The 19,261-nt window shown below is 69.1% G+C and carries 19 protein-coding genes and 1 tRNA gene; 14 read left to right on the forward strand and 6 right to left on the reverse strand.

Features of this window, described 5'->3' with window-relative positions; genetic code table 11:
- Window positions 1–140: 140 nt before the first annotated feature.
- Window positions 141–1,781, forward strand: a complete 1,641-nt coding sequence (locus tag E8D38_RS01200; protein ID WP_140625881.1) for a response regulator — start codon at window positions 141–143, stop codon at window positions 1,779–1,781.
- 6 nt (window positions 1,782–1,787) lie between these two features.
- Here the strand turns inward: E8D38_RS01200 and E8D38_RS01205 are convergent, their stop codons facing one another.
- From E8D38_RS01205 to E8D38_RS01225, 5 genes are all read right to left on the reverse strand, one after another.
- On the reverse strand, window positions 1,788–2,906 hold the full coding sequence (locus E8D38_RS01205; protein WP_140625882.1) for a PA0069 family radical SAM protein: 1,119 nt from the start codon (window positions 2,904–2,906) through the stop codon (window positions 1,788–1,790).
- 37 nt (window positions 2,907–2,943) lie between these two features.
- Window positions 2,944–3,903 (reverse strand): NAD(P)H-dependent flavin oxidoreductase, encoded by a 960-nt coding sequence (locus tag E8D38_RS01210; RefSeq protein ID WP_140625883.1) that lies wholly within the window; start codon window positions 3,901–3,903, stop codon window positions 2,944–2,946.
- Between the two features lie 15 nt (window positions 3,904–3,918).
- Window positions 3,919–5,709 (reverse strand): acyl-CoA dehydrogenase, encoded by a 1,791-nt coding sequence (locus tag E8D38_RS01215; protein ID WP_140625884.1) that lies wholly within the window; start codon window positions 5,707–5,709, stop codon window positions 3,919–3,921.
- A gap of 77 nt (window positions 5,710–5,786) precedes the next feature.
- On the reverse strand, window positions 5,787–6,722 hold the full coding sequence (locus tag E8D38_RS01220; RefSeq protein ID WP_140625885.1) for an electron transfer flavoprotein subunit alpha/FixB family protein: 936 nt from the start codon (window positions 6,720–6,722) through the stop codon (window positions 5,787–5,789).
- Window positions 6,723–6,724: 2 nt separating this feature from the next.
- Entirely contained in the window at window positions 6,725–7,474 is a 750-nt protein-coding gene (locus E8D38_RS01225; protein ID WP_140625886.1) for an electron transfer flavoprotein subunit beta/FixA family protein, read from the reverse strand.
- Window positions 7,475–7,724: 250 nt separating this feature from the next.
- On the opposite strand from E8D38_RS01225, the gene murI reads away from it, so the two are divergent.
- A complete protein-coding gene (gene murI / locus E8D38_RS01230) occupies window positions 7,725–8,561 on the forward strand; it encodes a glutamate racemase (protein WP_140625887.1) in 837 nt (278 codons plus the stop codon).
- Here murI and E8D38_RS01235 read toward each other — a convergent pair.
- Complete coding sequence (locus E8D38_RS01235) at window positions 8,544–9,923, reverse strand: MFS transporter (protein WP_140625888.1); 1,380 nt, start codon at window positions 9,921–9,923, stop codon at window positions 8,544–8,546. The two genes, murI and E8D38_RS01235, sit on opposite strands and share 18 nt — an antisense overlap.
- A 32-nt stretch (window positions 9,924–9,955) precedes the next feature.
- On the opposite strand from E8D38_RS01235, the gene E8D38_RS01240 reads away from it, so the two are divergent.
- From E8D38_RS01240 to E8D38_RS01295, 12 genes are all read left to right on the forward strand, one after another.
- Window positions 9,956–10,047: transfer RNA gene (locus E8D38_RS01240), tRNA-Leu, on the forward strand.
- Between the two features lie 440 nt (window positions 10,048–10,487).
- Window positions 10,488–10,562 (forward strand): pyrroloquinoline quinone precursor peptide PqqA, encoded by a 75-nt coding sequence (gene pqqA / locus E8D38_RS29445; RefSeq protein WP_140625922.1) that lies wholly within the window; start codon window positions 10,488–10,490, stop codon window positions 10,560–10,562.
- 122 nt (window positions 10,563–10,684) lie between these two features.
- Window positions 10,685–11,608, forward strand: a complete 924-nt coding sequence (pqqB, locus tag E8D38_RS01250) for a pyrroloquinoline quinone biosynthesis protein PqqB (protein WP_140625889.1) — start codon at window positions 10,685–10,687, stop codon at window positions 11,606–11,608.
- Entirely contained in the window at window positions 11,605–12,351 is a 747-nt protein-coding gene (gene pqqC, locus E8D38_RS01255) for a pyrroloquinoline-quinone synthase PqqC (protein WP_140625890.1), read from the forward strand. Before pqqB ends, pqqC begins: the two co-directional genes overlap by 4 nt.
- Window positions 12,348–12,614 carry a pyrroloquinoline quinone biosynthesis peptide chaperone PqqD gene (pqqD, locus tag E8D38_RS01260; RefSeq protein ID WP_140625891.1) on the forward strand — a complete coding sequence of 89 codons (267 nt, stop codon included), beginning with the start codon at window positions 12,348–12,350 and terminating at the stop codon, window positions 12,612–12,614. The genes pqqC and pqqD overlap by 4 nt, the downstream gene beginning before the upstream one ends.
- A gap of 13 nt (window positions 12,615–12,627) precedes the next feature.
- Window positions 12,628–13,833 carry a pyrroloquinoline quinone biosynthesis protein PqqE gene (gene pqqE, locus E8D38_RS01265; RefSeq protein ID WP_140625892.1) on the forward strand — a complete coding sequence of 402 codons (1,206 nt, stop codon included), beginning with the start codon at window positions 12,628–12,630 and terminating at the stop codon, window positions 13,831–13,833.
- Window positions 13,834–13,846: 13 nt separating this feature from the next.
- Window positions 13,847–14,560: an ABC transporter ATP-binding protein gene (locus E8D38_RS01270; RefSeq protein ID WP_140625893.1), complete on the forward strand. Its 714-nt coding sequence runs from the start codon at window positions 13,847–13,849 to the stop codon at window positions 14,558–14,560.
- A gap of 56 nt (window positions 14,561–14,616) precedes the next feature.
- Complete coding sequence (locus E8D38_RS01275) at window positions 14,617–15,627, forward strand: PQQ-dependent catabolism-associated beta-propeller protein (RefSeq protein ID WP_140625894.1); 1,011 nt, start codon at window positions 14,617–14,619, stop codon at window positions 15,625–15,627.
- A complete protein-coding gene (locus tag E8D38_RS01280) occupies window positions 15,620–16,789 on the forward strand; it encodes a type 1 periplasmic-binding domain-containing protein (protein ID WP_140625895.1) in 1,170 nt (389 codons plus the stop codon). The genes E8D38_RS01275 and E8D38_RS01280 overlap by 8 nt, the downstream gene beginning before the upstream one ends.
- Before the next feature lie 19 nt (window positions 16,790–16,808).
- A complete protein-coding gene (locus E8D38_RS01285; RefSeq protein WP_181178881.1) occupies window positions 16,809–17,660 on the forward strand; it encodes an ABC transporter permease in 852 nt (283 codons plus the stop codon).
- A complete protein-coding gene (locus E8D38_RS01290) occupies window positions 17,657–18,607 on the forward strand; it encodes a tripartite tricarboxylate transporter substrate binding protein (RefSeq protein WP_140625897.1) in 951 nt (316 codons plus the stop codon). The genes E8D38_RS01285 and E8D38_RS01290 overlap by 4 nt, the downstream gene beginning before the upstream one ends.
- Before the next feature lie 312 nt (window positions 18,608–18,919).
- Complete coding sequence (locus E8D38_RS01295) at window positions 18,920–19,162, forward strand: AAA family ATPase (RefSeq protein WP_140625898.1); 243 nt, start codon at window positions 18,920–18,922, stop codon at window positions 19,160–19,162.
- Window positions 19,163–19,261: the final 99 nt, after the last annotated feature.

Here is a 19,261-nt window from a genome sequence, read left to right on the forward strand (position 1 = left end):
ATTCCATTTGCTAATCGATACCAGAGCCCTCCGCAGAGCGGGCAGGCATCGACAGCACAGCACCCAGGGAGGACGCATGCCATCGCAATCGCCCACGTTCATCGCTCCACTGCCCCCGGCCTTCGCCGGAAGGAGGTGTCATGCGCCTGCTTGACGCCGACATCCAGCGGGCCAGCGCCCTCGTCGTCGACCCGAACCCGACGTCGCGCAGCATCCTCGCTGCGATGCTGCGCGACTGCGGCGTGGGCAACATCACCCAGACCAGCAAGGTGCCCGATGCCAGGCGGCTGCTCGAAGCGAAGCGCTTCGACATCGTGCTGTGCGAATACCACTTCGAGGGCGACCCGATGACCGGCCAGGACCTCATGGCCGACCTGCGGCTGGCGCAGCTGCTGCCCCTGTCCACCGTCGTGGTCATGATTTCCGGCGAGTCGGTCTACGGCAAGGTGGCCGAGGCGGCTGAAGCGGCGCTGGACGCCTACATCATCAAGCCCCACACCGAGCAGGCCCTGCTCGACCGGCTGGTACAGGCGCGGCAGCGCAAGCGGGCCCTGAAAGAGATCATCGACAAGGTCGAGCAGAACAAGCTGATCGAAGCTGCGGAGCTGTGCCAGGTGCGTTTCGACACCCGCGGCGCCGCCTGGCTGCAGGCGGCCCGCATCGGCGCCGAGCTGTGGCTCAAGGTCGGCAAGCCGCATGCGTCGCAGGCCATGTTCGAAGCGATCCTGCGCAGCGGTGCACTGCCGTGGGCCAGGCTCGGCATTGCGCGTTCGCAATACGAGGCCGGCGCCGTGCTGCAGTCGCGCCGCACCCTCGAAAGCCTGCTCGGCGAGCAGCCCGGCTATGCCGATGCCTATGACGTGATGGGCCGCGTGCTGCTCGACCAGAACGAGCCCGAGCAGGCGGTGGATTCACTGCGCCGCGCCTGCACCATCACACCCGGCTGCGTGGCGCGGCTGGTGAAGTTCGGGCTGCTGGCCTTCTACTACGGCGAGCCGAGCGAGGCGGCCGACGCGCTGCAACGGGCCGCCCGTCTGGGCCTCAATTCACGCACCTACGACCTGCAGGGCCTGGTGCTGCTGGCCGCCCTGCAGTTCGACCGCTCCGACACCCGCGGGCTCACCCATTCGCTGGAGTCCATGTCGAAGGCCCGCGAGCAGCAGCGCCAGAGTGCGCGGCTGAGGCGCTTCGAAACCGTGATCAGCGTGTTCAAGGCCCAGGTCGAGCGGCGCGTGCCGGATGCGGTGCTGCAGACTCGCGCGATGCTCAATGAGCTGCAGGAACCCGACTTCGAGTTCGAGGCCGCCTGCAACCTGGTGATGATGATCGCCCGCATGTACCGCAGCGAAGTGCGGCTCGACGACGTCGACCACTTCCTGTCGATCCTGGCGCGGCGCTTCGCCGTTTCGCACACGACCACCGAGCTGCTGGTGCGCGCAACGCTCGGGCAGTCGATGTTCGAGCAGATCGTTCGCAACGAATACGCCAGGATCTGCACCCAGGCCGAGGAAGCCGTGTCGCACACCGTGAGCGGCCAGCCCCGCGAGGCGGTGCTGGAGCTGCTGGCCGCCGCCGAGCAGTCGCTCAACGCCAAGCTGATCGACCTCGCGCTGCACACGCTGGACCGCCACAACAAGTCGATCAAGGATGCGCTGGCCCTGCAGCAACGCGCCCGGGCCTTGCACGAGCGCTACCGCAGCTACGGCACCCAGGTGCACCTCACCAAGTCGGACGACCCGCGCACCCTCACCGCCGCGGCCAAGCCGACTCCGCAGGCCTGAGCCGGCTCAGAACAGCGACCCCTGCCCCGGCGGCTCGGGCGGCCGGAAACGGCTGCTGTCGAGTTCGTAGCGGGTGCTCTCGCGGCCGTGGCGCCCCCGGGCCTTTTCGATGCGCTGGCGGATCAGCGCCGACCAGAGCCCATCGCCCTTCATGCGCGAGGCGAAGTCGGCGTCGTAGTCCTTGCCGTGCCGCATGTCGCGGATGCGCGCCATCACCCGCTCGGCCCGCTGGGGGAAGTGCTGCTCCAGCCATTGGTGGAACAGCGGCGCCACCTCCCACGGCAGGCGCACCACGGTCCAGTGGATCGACTTGGCGCCGGCCTCGCAGGCTGCATCGACGATGCGCTCGATCTCGGGCTCGTTGATGAACGGGATGATGGGCGCGACGTTCACCCCCACCGGGATGCCGGCCTCGCTGAGCCGGCGCACTGTCTGCAGGCGCCGGTGCGGCGCGGCGGCGCGCGGCTCCATGATGCGGGAGAGCTCGGAGTCGAGCGAGGTGATGCTCACGAACACCGCCGCCTGCGACCGCTGCGATGCCGGCGCGATGAGGTCGATGTCGCGCTCCACTCCCGACGACTTGGTGACGATGGTGAACGGATGCTCGCACCGCGCCAGCACCTCGAGCACCGCCCGCGTGAGGCCCAGCTTGCGCTCGACGGGCTGGTAGCAGTCGGTGGCGGCGCCCAGGTTGATGGCGCTGGGCACGTAGGAGCGCTTGCGCAGTTCCTCGACCAGCCGCTCGGCGGCGTTCACCTTGGCCACGATCTTGGTTTCGAAATCGAGGCCGGGCGACAGGTTGAGGTAGCTGTGCGTGGGCCGGGCGTAGCAGTAGATGCAGCCGTGCTCGCAGCCGCGGTACGGGTTGACCGAATGCTCGAAGGGGATGTCCGGCGATTCGTTGCTCGAGATGATGGACTTGACCCGCTCTTCGATGATCTGTGTGGCCGGCGGCAGGTGCTCCTCGGCCACCAGCTGGTCTTCGGTGCCCCAGCCGTCGTCGAAGGCTTCTCGCTCGTCGAGCGAGAAGCGGTGCGGCATGGCCCAGGTCATGCCGCGGCCCTTCACCGCCTCGACGGGGTGGACCGGCTGCTTGACGATGGGCGGGAACTTCGAACGGGGCATACTGTATTTTCATACAGTATGCCCCGTTGTTCAAGGCTCAGTGGCCGCAGAGCTGGCGCTTGGCCGTGAGGTATTCGTTGCGCAGGCGCTCGATCAGCGCGCGGGCCGGCAGCACTTCCTTCACCGCGCCGATGCCCTGCCCGCAGCCCCAGATGTCTTTCCAGGCCTTCTTGGCGCCGCCTTCGCCGCCGAAGTTCATCTGGCTCGGGTCGCTCACCGGCAGGTTGTCGGGGTCGAGACCCGAAGCGCGGATGGAGCCGCGCAGGTAGTTGCCGTGCACGCCGGTGAAGAGGTTCGAGTAGACGATGTCCTCGCTGGTGCTCTCGGTGATCATCTGCTTGTAACCCTCGACCGCGCGCGCCTCCTCGGTGGCGATGAAGGCCGAGCCGATGTAGGCGAAGTCGGCGCCCATGGCCTGCGCCGCCAGCACCGCGCGCCCGTTGGCGATGGCACCCGACAGAGCCAGCGGGCCGTCGAACCACTCGCGGATCTCCTGGATCAGCGCAAACGGGCTGGTGGTGCCGGCATGGCCGCCGGCGCCGGCCGCCACGGCGATCAGGCCGTCGGCGCCCTTCTCGATGGCCTTGCGTGCGAACTTGTTGTTGATGATGTCGTGCAGCACCACACCGCCGTAGCTGTGCACCGCATCGTTCACGTCGGTGCGCGCACCCAGCGAGGTGATCACCACCGGCACCTTGTACTTCACGCACAGCGCCAGGTCGTGCTCGAGCCGGTCGTTGCTCTTGTGCACGATCTGGTTGATGGCGAAGGGCGCCGCCGGCTGGTCCGGGTGGGCGCGGTTGTACGCAGCCAGCGTCTCGGTGATCTCGGCCAGCCATTCGTCGAGCTGCTCGGCCGGCCTCGCATTGAGCGCCGGCATCGAGCCGATCACGCCGGCCTTGCACTGCTCGATCACGAGCTTGGGATTGCTGATGATGAACAGCGGCGAGCCGATGATGGGCAGCGGCACGTTCTGCAGGACGGGAGGCAGGGGCACGTCAATCTCCAGGGATCAGAAGGCTTCGAGTGCGAGCGCGGTCACGCTCTGTGCGCCATCGACGATGGCGTCGCGCTGGCCCGGCACGCGCGAGAGGATGTGCTCTGCGTAGAACCGCGCGGTGATGACCTTGGCCTGCATGAAGGCCCGGTCCTCGCCGGCGGCGAGCTTGTCCTCGGCCACCAGCAGTGCACGCGCCATCTGCCAGCCGGCCATCAGGTTGCCGGCCAGCAGCAGGTAGGGCACCGAGCCGGCGAAGGCGGCATTCGGGTCCGCCTTGGCCTGGCCCGCGATGAAGTCCACCACCTGCTCGAAGGCCTCTCGGGCCGCCTTCAGCCGCTTGTGCGCGGCACGGGCTGCTTCGCTGCCCCGCTCGGCCAGCTGCGCCTCGGTGGCCGCGATCTGGCGCGCGATCGCCCTGGCTGTGGCACCGCCGTCGCGGGCCGTCTTGCGGCCCACCAGGTCGTTGGCCTGGATCGCCGTCGTGCCTTCGTAGATGGTCAGGATCTTGGCGTCGCGGTAGTACTGGGCCGCGCCGGTTTCCTCGATGAAGCCCATGCCGCCGTGCACCTGCACGCCCAGGCTCGTAACCTCCAGGCTCATCTCGGTGCTGTAGCCCTTCACCAGCGGCACTATGAACTCGTAGAAGGCCTGGTTCTGCTTGCGCACCTCGGCATCGGGGTGGGCGTGTGCCGCGTCGTAGGCCGCGGCGGCGGTGATCGCCATCGCGCGGCAGCCCTCGGTGAGTGCGCGCATGGTCATCAGCATGCGCTTCACGTCCGGGTGGTGAATGATCGGCGCCGAACCCGGCAGCGAGCCGTCGACCGGCCGCGACTGCACGCGGTCCTTCGCGTACTGCACCGCCTTCTGGTAGGCCCGCTCGGCCACCGCGATGCCCTGCACGCCCACCGCATAGCGGGCGGCGTTCATCATGATGAACATGTACTCCAGGCCGCGGTTCTCCTGGCCCACCAGGTAGCCCACCGCGCCGCCCTTGTCGCCGAACTGCAGCACCGCCGTCGGGCTCGCCTTGATGCCCAGCTTGTGCTCGATGCTCACGCACTGCACGTCGTTGCGCTCACCCAGCGAGCCGTCAGCCTTGACCATGAACTTGGGCACGATGAAAAGCGAAATGCCCTTCACGCCTTCGGGCGCACCCGTCACTCGCGCGAGCACGAGGTGGACGATGTTGCCCGCCATGTCGTGTTCGCCGTAGGTGATGAAGATCTTGGTGCCGAAGATCCGGTAGCTGCCGTCACCCTGCGGCTCGGCGCGGGTGCGCACCAGCGCGAGGTCCGAACCGGCCTGCGGCTCGGTCAGGTTCATCGTGCCGGTCCATTCGCCCGAGATCATCTTCGGGATGTAGGTCTGCTGCTGCTCGGGCGTGCCGGCGGTCAGCAGCGCCTCGATGGCGCCGTCGGTCAGCAGCGGGCACAGGGCGAAGCTGAGGTTCGCGCTGTTGAGCATTTCCACGCAGGCCGCGCCGATGGTCTTGGGCAGGCCCTGCCCGCCGAAGTCGCCGGGGTGCTGCAGGCCCTGCCAGCCGCCTTCTGAAAACTGCCGGAACGCATCCTTGAACCCGGGCGTCGTGAAGACCTGGCCGTCCTTCCAGTAGCTCGGGTTCCTGTCGCCTTCGAAGTTGAGCGGGGCCACCACGCCCTCGTTGAACTTCGCGCACTCGTCGAGCACCGCCTGGGCGGTCTCGATGCCGGCCTCCTCGAAGCCCGGCAGCTGGGCCACTTGCTCCAGCCCGGCGAGCTCCTGCATGTCGAAGAGCATGTCCTTCACGGGGGCTTGGTAGGTCATCACGGTCTCCTGGGTTCAAAAAAAGCGCCAGGACTGTTGCCAGTCGCGGCGCTTCGGTCTTGTCGTTCTGGAAAGACTCAGCCGAGCTCTTTGACGAGAGCCGGCACGGCCTCGAACAGGTCAGCCTCGAGGCCGTAGTCGGCCACGCTGAAGATCGGCGCTTCCGGGTCCTTGTTGATCGCCACGATCACCTTGGAATCCTTCATGCCCGCCAGGTGCTGGATCGCGCCGCTGATGCCGGCGGCGATGTACAGCTGCGGCGCGACGATCTTGCCGGTCTGGCCGACCTGCCAGTCGTTGGGCGCGTAGCCTGCGTCCACCGCGGCGCGGCTGGCGCCCAGCGCGGCGCCCAGCTTGTCGGCCAGCGGCGTGAGCACTTCATTGAACTTCTCGGACGAGCCCATCGCGCGGCCGCCCGAGACGATGATCTTCGCGGCGGTGAGTTCGGGGCGGTCGCTCTTGGTGACCTCGCGGCCCACGAAGCTGCTCTTGCCGCTGTCGGCCACGGCCGCCAACGATTCGACCGCTGCGCTGCCGCCCTGGGCCGCCGCCGGGTCGAAGCCGGTGGTGCGCACGGTGATGACCTTCACCTTGTCGGCGCTCTGCACAGTGGCGATCGCGTTGCCGGCATAGATCGGACGCTCGAAGGTGTCGGCGCTGACCACCTTGGTGATGTCGCTCACCTGGGCCACGTCGAGCTTGGCCGCCACGCGCGGGGCCACGTTCTTGCCGTGGGCGGTGGCGGGAAACAGGATGTGGCTGTAGTTGCCCGCGATGGCCAGCACCTGGGCGGCCACGTTCTCGGCGAGCTGCTCTTCCAGCTGCGGCGCATCGGCATGCAGCACCTTGGCCACGCCGGCGATCTGGGCGGCCTGCCTGGCGGCTTCGCCCGCGTTGGCGCCGGCGATCAGCACATGCACGTCGGCGCCGCACTGGGTGGCAGCGGTGACGGTGTTCAGGGTCGCGCCCTTGAGCAGCGCGTGTTCGTGTTCAGCGATGACGAGGACGGCCATGATCAGATCACCTTTGCTTCGTTCTTGAGCTTTGCCACCAGGGTCGCCACGTCGGGCACCTTCACGCCGGCGCCGCGCTTGGGCGGCTCGGTGACCTTCACGGTCTTGATGCGCGGCGTGACGTCCACGCCCAGGTCGGCGGGCTTCACCGTCTCGAGCGGCTTCTTCTTGGCCTTCATGATGTTGGGCAGCGTCACGTAGCGCGGCTCGTTCAGGCGCAGGTCGGTGGTGATCACCGCCGGCAGGCTGAGCTTCACCGTCTCGAGGCCGCCGTCGACTTCACGCGTGACGCTCACCTTGCCGTCGGCCACTTCGACCTTGCTGGCGAAGGTGGCCTGCGGCAGGTCGGCCAGGGCCGCCAGCATCTGGCCGGTCTGGTTGCAGTCGTCGTCGATGGCCTGCTTGCCCAGGATCACCAGCTGCGGCTGCTCCTTGTCGACCAGGGCCTTGAGGATCTTGGCCACGGCCAGCGGCTGCAGCTCTGCGTCGGTCTCGACCAGGATGGCGCGGTCGGCACCGATGGCCATGGCGGTGCGCAGGGTTTCCTGGCACTGCGCCACGCCGCAGGAAACGGCCACGATCTCGGTGACCACGCCCTTTTCCTTCAAGCGGGTGGCTTCTTCCACCGCGATCTCGTCGAAGGGGTTCATGCTCATCTTGACGTTGGCGATGTCCACCCCCGAGCCGTCGGACTTCACGCGAACCTTCACGTTGAAATCGACGACGCGCTTCACCGGTACCAGTGCCTTCATGCGACGTTCTCCTGCAGTTTGAAGCTCAAGTTGACGTATACGTTAATCGGGGATTCTAGTAGCCGGTCCTCGGGGCGTCTGTCGCCTGGCCGACAAAAAAGCACGATCGTTCGATTCTAGACCACAGACCTTCGCAGGCCGCCAGCCTGCGGCCTAGAGAGGCGACTCGATTGGATTTCCTTCGGCAAGCCGGCCTCCTGTGCTTGAGCCTGCGCTTGATAGACTGCCGCCGCCTTTTTGCCGCCCCGCCATGCCTTCCGAGCCGCCTTCAGAGTCGCCCCCCGCCACGCATTGCATCGGCGTGTTCGACTCCGGCGTCGGCGGCCTGTCGGTGCTGCGTGCGCTGCGGCGCGCGCTGCCCTCGGCCCAGCTGCTGTACGTGGCCGACTCCGGCTTCGCCCCGTACGGCGAACGCGACGAGGCCTTCGTCGTCGATCGTTCGCGCCGCATCGCCCGCTTCCTGCGGGCGCAGGGCGCGCAGGTGCTGGTGATCGCCTGCAACACCGCCACGGCGGCCGCGGTGCACCTGCTGCGCGCCGAAGACCCGCAGTGGCCGGTGGTGGGGGTGGAGCCGGGCGTAAAGCCGGCCGTGGCCGCGAGCCGCAACGGCCGCATCGGCGTGATGGCCACCCGCGGCACGCTGGCGAGCGACAAGTTCCGCCGGCTCATCGAATCGCACGGCATGGGCGCCACCATCGTGCCGCAGCCTTGCGCGGGCCTGGCGCGCGCCATCGAATCGGGCGACCTCGACGCGCCGCCGCTGCTCGCGCTCATCGACGACTGCTGCGCGCCGCTGCGCGAGGCGCAGGTCGACACGGTGGTGCTCGGCTGCACCCACTACCCCTTCGCCTCGCATCACATCCAGGCGGCGCTCGGCCCGCAGGTGTTGCTCATCGACACCGCCGAGGCGGTGGCGCGGCGCACGCAGTCGCTGTGCGAGCAGCTGCCGGCGAGCGGGCCCGCTGCTGCCTCCAACCTGCTGTGGACCACCGGCAACGCCGAGGATCTGGCGCGCATCGCGCGCCGCTGGCTGGGCTTCGATTGCGAGGTGCGGCCGCTGGCCGCCGCTTCACTCGGCGACGGCTGAGCCGGCGGCCTGCATGCCGCGCGCCACGTCCACCGGCCGCAGCAGCAGCAGGCCCACCACGAAGAACAACGCGGTCGACAAGATGGCCACCCGGTGGTTGCCGGCGGTGACCCAGGTGACGAGCCCGTAGGTCACCGGGCCCAGGATGGCCGCCAGCCGCACTGCGAAGGTCCACAGCCCGTAGAACTCGGCCAGCCGCTGCGGCGGCGCGAACAGCCCCGCGATGGCCCGGCCGGCCGACTGGCTGGAACCCATGCACAGCCCCGCGATCACCGCGGCCACCCAGAACAGCGCCGGCCCCTGCGCCATGAAGGCCAGCAGCGTCATCACGATCCAGCCGGCCAGCGTGATGCCCAGCGCCCGCTTGTGGCCGATGCGGTCCTGGAAGTAGCCGAAGGCGAAGGCGCCCACGGCCGACGCGATGTTCACCAGGAACACCAGCAGCATGGTTTCGGTCTGCTTGAAGCCGAGCACCTGCTCGGCATACACCGCCGCCAGCGCGATCACCACCGCGATGCCGGCCTGGTAGGCGGTGGCGCAGGCCAGCAGCAGCCGGAAGTCCTGGTACAGCTGCGCATGCCGCCATGTGTCGCGCAGGCGCCGCAGCGACTCGCCCAGCCCGCCGCCGGCCGCCCCTGCCGCCTGCGCCGCCTCGGCCTGCACCTGCGGCTGCGCCCGCTCGCGCAGCAGCGCAAAGGTCGCCAGTGACGCGACGCCGTACACGCCCGCGGTGATGAGCATGGTGACCGGCACGAACTGCGTGGCCGGCAGGCCCCTGGACTGGGCCCACAGCACATAGCCCAGGCTCAGGCCGAGCGACAACATGCCGCCGAAGTAGCCGAAGCTCCAGCCCCAGCCCGACACGCGCCCCATCGCCTCGCGCCGCGCCAGCTCGGGCAGGAAGGCCGCGGTGAGCGACTCGCCGTACGAATAGAAGACGTTGGACAGCACGATCGCCGCCACCGCCCAGGCCACGTCGCCCTCGCCGGCCCAGGCCAGCGCCAGGGTCGCCAGCACGCAGGCCGCGGTGGTCCAGGCGAGCAGCCGCTTCTTGGCGGCGCGCAGGTCGGCATAGGCGCCCAGCGCCGGCATGCTCAGCATGACGATCACGCTCGACAGCCCCAGGGCCGCCGTCCAGGCCAGCGTGGCCCAGCTCGCGTTGCCCGCGACCACGCCGACGAAGTAGGCGTTGAACACCGCGGTGAGCACCACCGTCGTGTAGCCGGAGTTGGCGAAGTCGTACATCGCCCAGCCGAACACTTCGCGCTTGCGCACGCCCTCGTTGAGCGCTTCCTGAGAGAACCAGCCCACACACCCTCCGCCTCTGTTGCTGCCGCGAGCTTCGCCGGGCGCCGGGATCATGCCAGAGCGATCGCTATGATCGGCACCCCACAGCACGGATGGCGGAATAGGTAGACGCAGCGGGCTTAAAACCCGCCGCCACCCGGAAGGGGGCGTACGGGTTCGATTCCCGTTCCGTGCACCACGCGCCCCCACGGCTGCCGCAATTTCTCCTGTACGGTGTTGCCGGCTGCCAAGGCGTCGTCACACGACGACGCAACTTCGCCCGCTCCGCCCGGCAAACCTGCGACGCAGTGCCCTGCGCGTGGGGCTGTGCGGGGTAACCCTGTACCAGCGCTGAACATCGCCGCTACGCCATGGCACACGACGTGCCACGCACTCGCGAACACCCGAGGTTGTTTGCGCCTTTGCATCGGGTGGAACCTGCGCCGGCGCTGTCGAGCCGGGGTGCAGCGCTGTTGCGGCTCGGGGTTTACCTGGGGCTTTCGCGAGCCTTCGCCGCATCGGCATGCCTCTTGCAAATTCAGCGTTGCAGGCACGGCGATACAAGCGTCGCAATGCCTGTCACCGGTGTGCCTTTTGCTCTTGTCATGTTCACCAGAACCTTTCGAAAGGAGATACGCAATGGCATGGACCAAACCGCAATACCAGGATCTGCGCTTCGGCTTCGAGATCACGATGTACATCTCGACCCGCTGACATCTTCCTGATGCGTTGCCCTGCGGCGCCGCCGTCTCGCGACGGCGGCGTGCGCAGGGAGCGCGACCCACGCCCCGCGTGCATCCGCCGCGCAAGCAAGCAAACCGTCTCCCCTGAATCGAATGAAGATCCTCGTGCTCGGGTCGGGAGCCGGCGGCGGCTACCCGCAATGGAACTGCAACTGCGCCATGTGCTCCGGCGTTCGCAGCGGCCGCCTGCATGCACGGGCGCGCACCCAGAGCTCGATCGCGGTGTCGCAGGACGGCGAGCACTGGGTGCTGTTCAATGCCTCGCCCGACATCGGCCACCAGCTGCGCAGCAGCCCGACCCTGCACCCGCGCCGCGCCCCGCGCGACACGCCCATCAAGGCAGTGGTGCTGATGGACGCGCAGATCGACCACGTCACCGGACTCCTGAGCCTGCGCGAAGGCCCGCCGATCGAGCTGTACTGCACGCCCGCGGTCTTCGAGGAGCTCACCACCGGGCTGCCGCTGCTGCCGGTGCTGCAGCACTACTGCGGCGTGCACTGGCACCTGCTGCCGGTGGCCGGCGAACGCGCCTCGGCCGAGTTCCGCATCGACGCCCTGCCCGGCCTGTCGCTGCATGCGCTGGCCATTGCCGGCAAGGCACCGCCCTACTCGCCCCACCGCAATGACCCGCAGGCGGGCGACAACATCGCCCTGCTGATCGAAGAGCGCGCCACCGGCCGCTGCGCGTTCTACGCACCCGGGCTCGCCGGCGTCGGCGACGCCGAACGCAGCTGGATGCAGCGGGCCGACTGCGTGCTGGTGGACGGCACCTTCTGGACCGACGACGAAATGATCGAGCACGGCCTGGGCCGCCACACGGCCGCCGACATGGGCCACCTGCCGCAGTCGGGCGAGGGCGGCATGATCGCGGCGCTCGACGGCCTGCCCGCGCGCCGCAAGCTGCTCATCCACATCAACAACAGCAACCCCATCCTCGACGACCACGGCGAGCAGCGCGCGATGCTGCAGCGCCACGGCATCGAGGTGGCCCACGACGGCATGGAGATCGAGCTATGAGCGTTGCACTGCCGGCCGGCGTATTGCCGTGGACGCCCGATGAATTCGAGGCGCAGCTCAGGTCCAGGGAAGCGGGCTATCACATCCATCACCCGTTCAACCGCCGCCTCAACCGCGGCGAGCTCGCGCCCTTCCAGGTGCGCGGCTGGGTGGCCAACCGCTTCTACTACCAGCTGGCCATCCCGATGAAGGACGCAGCCATCCTGTCGAACTGCCCCGACCGCGAGGTGCGCCGCCACTGGATCGAGCGCCTGCTCGACCACGACGGCCGCGGCGACCACGAAGGCGCCAATGCCGGCGGCATCGAGGCGTGGACGCGGCTGGGCATCGCAGTGGGCCTGTCGCGCGAAGACCTGTGGTCTTGCCGGCATGTGCTGCCCGGCGTGCGCTTCGCGGTCGATGCCTACGTCAACTTCGCGCGCCACGCGCCTTGGCAGGAAGCCGCCATCTCGTCGCTCACTGAGCTGTTCGCGCCGAAGATCCATGCCGACCGCCTGGCCGGCTGGCCGAGCCTGTACCCGTGGATCGAAGCCGAGGGCCTGGGCTACTTCAGGAGCCGCATCCCGCTCGCCTCGCGCGACGTGGAACACGGCCTCTTGATCGCGAAGCTGTGGTGCGACACGCGCGCCCGCCAGGAGCGCGCGCTGGAGATCCTGCAGTTCAAGCTCGACATCCTGTGGTCGATGCTCGACGCGATCGAGCGGGCCTACCCGGACGACCTGGCCGAGGAGAAGCGGCCATGACCTTGAACGACGCCTCGCGCCCCAGCATCTCGTCCATGTACCGCCTGCAGTTCGAGCCGGCGCAGCAGGGCTGGGTGCTTCTCTACCCCGAAGGCATGGTCAAGCTCAACGGGCCGGCCGGCGAGATCCTGAAACGCTGCGACGGCCAGCGCAGCCTGCAGGAGCTGATCGCCGACCTCGAGGCCACCTACGGCCAGACCGGCCTGCGCAACGACGTCTGCGAGTTCCTGCGCGACGCCCAATCGCGCGGCTGGGTCAGCTGAGGCACGACCCGCCATGAACGCGCCAGCACGCCCCAGCCACGTGGCACCCCAGGTCGGCCCGCCCTTGTGGCTGCTGGCCGAGCTCACCTACCGCTGCCCGCTGCACTGCGTGTTCTGCTCCAACCCGCTCGACTATGCGCAGCACGCCAGGGAGCTCGACACCGCCGCCTGGTGCCGGGTGCTCGACGAAGCGCGCGCCATGGGCTCGGTGCAGCTCGGCCTGTCGGGCGGCGAGCCGCTGATGCGCGACGACCTCGAGGAGATCGTGGCCCATGCCCACCAGCTCGGCTTCTACGTGAACCTCATCACCTCGGGCGTCGGGCTCACCGAGCAGCGCGCCCGCGCGCTCAAGGAAGCGGGGCTCGACCACATCCAGCTGTCGTTCCAGGACTCGACCCGCGAGCTCAACGACTTTCTTTCGTCGACCCGCACCTTCGAGCTCAAGTCGCGGGTGGCCGGCATCATCAAGGGCCTGGGCTACCCGATGGTGCTCAACTGCGTGATGCACCGCTACAACCTGCCGCACGTGGGCCGCATCATCGGCATGGCCGAGGCCATGGGCGCTGAATTCCTGGAGCTGGCCAACACCCAGTACTACGGCTGGGCCTGGCTCAACCGCGAGGCCCTGCTGCCCACCCGCGACGAACTCGCCGATGCAGAAGCCGTCGTCGATCACCACCGCGCGCGGCTGGCCGGCCGCATGAAGATCTTCTGGGTCACGCCCGACTACCACGAGGCCAAGCCCAAGGCCTGCATGAACGGCTGGGGCTCGGTGTTCCTGCTGGTGGCCCCCGACGGCGCGGCCCTGCCCTGCCACAGCGCGCGCATGCTGCCGGGGCTGGTGGCGCCCGACGTGTCGCGCGAGCCGCTGCGGGACATCTGGTACGACAGCCCCGCCTTCAACCGCTACCGCGGCAGCCACTGGATGAGCGACACCTGCCGCAGCTGCGACGAGCACGAGAAGGACTTCGGCGGCTGCCGCTGCCAGGCCTACCTGCTCACCGGCTCGGCCGAGGCCACCGACCCGGTGTGCGGCAAGAGCCCGGACCATGCCCTGGTCGAAGACATCGTGTCGCGCGCGCGGCCGGCGCTCGCGGCTGCGCAGCCGCTGCGCTTCGTGCCGAATGCGGCACGCAACGGCGCGCTGGTCTACCGCACCGACGACAACTCGCGCCTGCATTGCGAAGCCGCGCCGGCGCCGCGCGCCGCCAACGGGTGAAGCGAGGCCGTCGATGCTGCAGGTGGCCGGCCTCACCAAACGCTACGGCGAACGCACCGCGCTCGACGCGCTGACGCTCGCGCTGCCGCCCGGGCAGTTCGTTGCGCTGCTTGGGCCCAACGGCGCCGGCAAGTCCACGCTGTTCCAGCTGCTCACCGGACTGTTCGCGCCCACCGCCGGCGACATCCGCGTGGCCGGCTTCGACCTGCGCAGCCGCGCCTGCGCGGCGCTCGCGCAGATCGGCGTGGTGTTCCAGCAGATGTCGCTCGACCTCGACCTGTCGGTGCGCCGCAACCTCACGCTGCAGGCCGACCTGCACGGGCTGCCCCGGGCGCTGGCGCGCGAGCGCATCGCGCAGGGCTGCGGCCGCATGGGCCTGTCGAACGACCTCGACCGCACCGTGCGCGAGCTCTCCGGCGGCAACCGCCGCAAGGTGGAGCTGGTGCGCGCCGGCCTGCACCGCCCGGCCCTGCTGCTCATGGACGAAGCGACCGTGGGCCTCGACCCGAAGTCGCGCCGCGAGCTGCTGGGCGCCTTGCATGCCGACGTGTCGGAGCGGCACTGCACGGTGCTGTGGGCCACCCACTGGGTCGAGGAGGCGCAGGCCGCCGACCGCGTGGTGGTGCTGCACAAGGGCCGCCTGCTGGCCGACGGCACCCCGGCCGAGGTGACCGCCCGGCTGGGCGGCGACACGCTCGAAGATGCCTTCGTGCGCGCCACCGGCTGAGCCCGCGGGCCATCCGCAGGCCGATCGCAGAACAAGCAAGGACATAGGAGACGCTCATGCAGAAGGGAACCGCCATCGCGCTGCGGATCGCCGCGACCGCCATCGCCATACTCGCCGCCACCAGCGCCGCCACCTCCGCCACCGGTGCCGCTGCCTGGGGCACGGGCATGGTGTTCGTGTCGAGCGAGAAGGACCATGCACTCACCGTGGTAGACCCGAAGACGCTGGCGGTGGTGGGCACGGTGCCCACCTGCAAGCGCCCGCGGCACATGCAGCGCACGGCAGACGGCGCCCGCCTGCTGGTGGCCTGCGGCGAGTCGGGCCAGGCCGACGTCATCGACCTCGCCAGCCGCAAGTCGGTGGGCCGGCTGCCGCTGGGCGCGGACCCCGAGGCCTTCGACCTGTCGCCCGACGGCCGCACGCTGTACGTGTCGAACGAGGAAGACGGCGCGCTCGGCTTCATCGACGTAGCCAGCGGCAAGCGCCTGCGCGAGGTGGCGGTGGGCGAGGAACCCGAAGGCGTGAAGGTGTCGCCCGACGGCAAGCGGGTCTACGTCACCTCCGAGGTGGCCAACATGGTCCATGTGGTCGATGCGGCCACCGGCCAGATCATCAAGAACATCCCGGTCGGCAAGCGCCCGCGCCGCTTCGCCTTCACGCCCGACGGCGCCGAGCTCTGGGTCACCAGCGAGCTGGCCGCCAGCGTGAGCGTGATCTCAACCCGCGACCTCGCGGTCACCCACACGGTGAAGTTCGACATCAAGGGCATGCGGCCCGACGACATCTCGCCGGTGGGCCTGGCCATGTCGCCCGACGGCAAGACCGCCTACGTGGGCCTGGGGCGCGCCAACCACGTGGCCTTTGTCGACGTGGCGACCCGCAAGCCGGTGAAGCAGGTGCTGGTGGGCAAGCGGGCCTGGGGCGTCACCCTCACCCGCGACGGCACGCGCCTGTACGTGGCCAACGGGCTGTCGGACGACATGACGGTGATCGACGTGGCCGCCGCCAGGGCGCTCAAGACGATTCCGGTGGGCCGTGTGCCGTATGGAGTGCTGGTCGATGAATAGGCGCACCTGGCTCTGCGCCGCGCTGGCCGCCGCCTGCATGGGCGCGGCACAGGCCGCCACCGTCACGCTCGGCCTGCTGGTGCGTGCCGACGACGAGCGCCTGGCGTCTTCTCGGCTCGACCTTGCCTACCCCGGCCACCCCGGCGGGCCGGTGCAGCAGGCGGTGGAGGTGGCGCTCAAGGAAACCCGCTTCGAGCTCGAAGCCACCAGGCTCGAGGTGAAGCTCGAGACGGTGGAGGTGCGCAACGCCGCCGAGGCGAAGGCCGCGGCGCAGAAGCTCGAAAAAGCCGGCGCCGCCGCGCTGCTGGCCGACCTGCCGTCCGATGCCCTGCTGGCCGCCGGAGAAGGCGCCGGCAGGCTGGCCGTCTTCAACCTCGGCAACGCCGACGACGCACTGCGCCAGCAGCACTGCCGCGGCAACGTGCTGCACACGCTGCCGAGCGAGCGCATGCGCAGCGATGCGCTGGCGCAGTACCTGATGTCGCGCCGCTGGTCGCGCGTGCTGCTGCTGCACGGCCCGCGGCCCGAAGACGCGCAGCGCCTGGCCAGCGTGCAGCTGTCGATCAGGCGCCTGGGCCTGAAGGCGGTGGACACCCGGCCCTTCAAGCTTTCGGCCGACCCGCGCGAGCGCCCCCTCGCCAACCCGCTGCTGCTCACCGGCCATGCCGACTACGACGCGGTGTGGGTGGTCGACACCGACGGCGAATTCGCCCGCAGCCTGCCCTATCGCATCGCCCAGCCGAGGCCGGTGGTGGGCGATGCCGGCCTCATGGCACTGGCCTGGGCGCCGCACTTCGAGCGATTCGGCGCACCGCAGCTGGCGCGCCGCTTCGAGCGCCATGCCAGGCGGCCGATGACCGGCCACGACTGGGCCGCCTGGATGGCCGCCAAGGCCGCGCTGCAGGCGGTGCTGGCCGCCAAGCCCTGGGCGGGCGCACCGAAGACCGCCGCATGGGCCGCCCCCGACTTCACCCTCGACGGCTTCAAGGGCTCGCGTGTCAGCTTCCGGGCCTGGGACCGGCAGCTGCGCCAGCCGCTGCTGCTCACCGATGGCCAGGGCGTCATTGCCACCGCGCCGGTTGAAGGCGTGCTGCACCCGGGCAACGTGCTCGACACGCTGGGGGCCGATGCGCCCGAGAAGCTGTGCAAGGCAGCGTCGTGAGGAGGGCGTCATGACCGAGATGCCGCCCGCTGTTCATGTCCAGGCGCCACGCTTGAGGGCCGGCCACCTGCTGCTCGCCCTGCGCGCCATCGTGACGCGCGAGCTGCTCAAGTTCTTGCGCCAGTACGGCCGCCTCGTGTCGGCCCTGGTGCGGCCGGTGCTGTGGCTTGCCGTCTTTGCGGCCGGTTTTCGCAACGTGTTCGGCGTGGCCATCGTCGAGCCCTACGACACCTACGTGCCCTACGACGTGTACATCGCGCCGGGGCTGGTGGGCATGGTGCTGCTGTTCAACGGCATGCAGTCGTCGCTGGCCATGGTGTACGACCGCGAGATGGGCGTGATGCGGCTGCTGCTGACCGCGCCGCTGCCGCGGCCGTGGCTGCTGTTCGCCAAGCTGGTGGCCACCTCGGTGCTCTCGCTGCTGCAGGCGGTGGCCTTCGTGGCCATTGCGCTGCTGATGGGCACCGAGCTGCCGTGGTGGGGCCCGCAGCTGCCGCACGTGCTGCTGGCCACCGCCTCGGCGGCGGTGATGCTGGGCTCGCTGGGCCTGCTGCTGTCGGTCTACATCCGCCAGCTCGAGAACTTTGCCGGCACGATGAACTTCGTCATCTTCCCGATGTACTTCCTGTCCACCGCCTTGTATCCGCTGTGGAAGCTCGAGGAGTCGGGTGCGGGCTGGGTGTACCAGGCGGCCCGGTTCAACCCGTTCACCCATGCGGTCGAGTGGATGCGCTTCGCGCTCTACGACAAGGACCCGCTGTGGGCGCCCTGGGTGGTGCTCGGCTGCGCGGCGCTGTTCTTCGTGGTGGCCTGCGCCGGCTACGACCCGCAACGCGGCTTCGGCCAGCTCACCCGGCGCGGCGGCTCATGATGAAGCGCAGGCTCGTGCTGCAGGCCGCGGCGGCGACCCTGGGCGGGCCGGCGCTCGCCGCGGCATCGCCGCGCCCCGTGACCTTGCTGGTGCCGTGGCCGGCAGGCGGCGCCACCGACATCTCGATGCGCGTGCTGGCCGAGTCGGCGGGCCGGCACCTGGGCCAGACGGTGCTGATCGAGAACCGCCCGGGCGCCGCCGGCACGATGGCCATGCCCGTGCTGCAGCAGGCCGCGCCTGACGGCTGCACGCTGGCGCAGCTGCCGCAGACCGTGCTGCGCGCGCCCTGGACGCAGAAGGTGCTGTGGGACCCGCTGCGCGACGTGACGCCCATCCTGCAGATCTCGGGCTACACCTTCGGCGTGCTGGTGCCGGCCGCCAGCGACTTGCGCAGCTTCGACGACGTGCTGGCCTGGGGCAAGGCCCACCCCGGCCGGCTCACCGTGGGCACCAACGGCATGGGCACCACGCCGCACGTGGTGATGGACCAGCTCATGCAGCAGCGCGGCATCGAATGGCTGCACGTGCCCTACAAGGGCACGGCCGAGCAGATGGTGGCAGTGGCCTCGGGCCAGCTCATGGTGGGCGTCAACTCCACCGGCTTCGCGCCCTTCGTCGACAACGGGCAGCTGCGCCTGCTGGCCACCTTCGGCGACCGCCGCTCGCGTCGCTGGCCGCAAGCACCCACGCTGCTGGAGCTGGGCCACGGCATCGTGGCGATGTCCCCCTACGGCATCGCCGGCCCGCGCGGGCTGCCGGCCGACCTGCTCGACCGGCTGCACAAGGCCTTCAAGGCGGCGCTGTTCGACCCGGCGCACCTTGCGGAGATTTCGAAGTACGACCAGGAGCCGGCCTACCTGGGGCCGCAGGAGTACACGCGTGCGCTGCACGATGCGTACTGGCGGGAGAAGGCGGTGGTTGAGAGGCTGGGGTTGGGGAGGGGGTGATGGGGTGAGCCGGTTCGGGGACAACGACATTGAGTGAAGCGCAGATTCACTTCAGCGACTCAACGCGTATGGCAGCGGGCAGCTTTGCAGCGGGAGCGGTCCCTGGCTGGCACTCATCCACCGGCGGCTCTACTGCGGTTGCCGTCCTACAGGCCGATCAGCGGCTCAGCTCCGGAGTTGCAGCGGCCGCGGTGGTTCACGATATGCCCGTGAACTCGCCTTCTCAGCCAGATTCTGATCACTAGGTCATCGTTGTCACTCGCGCCAGGCACTCGGGTAGAGTGCCGTCACGACCGAGGGATGAAGCACCACATGAAAGTAACGCAGATCGCGATTCGGAACTGGCGCAACTTCAAGGATGCGGACGTGGAGTTGCAGGACCGCACATTCATCGTTGGCGCCAATGCGTCCGGCAAGTCCAACTTTTTGGACATCTTTCGTTTCCTTAGGGACCTTGCCAGCAGCAGCGGCGGTGGCCTTCAGAAGGCCATCAAGGACCGTGGCGGCATGAAGAAGGTCCGTTCACTCGCAGCTAGTGTCCTGTCCCGTGGATAACTGGCATAAATAGTGCGTGCCATTGCGGTATCTTGGAACTGGAGATACCGCGATGACGAGAGGCAGGCCGAAGGTCGAACTGGTTGTGACCGACGACGA

The sequence above is a fragment of the Methylibium rhizosphaerae genome (genome assembly GCF_006386545.1).
GTDB lineage: Bacteria > Pseudomonadota > Gammaproteobacteria > Burkholderiales > Burkholderiaceae_C > Pseudorivibacter > Pseudorivibacter rhizosphaerae.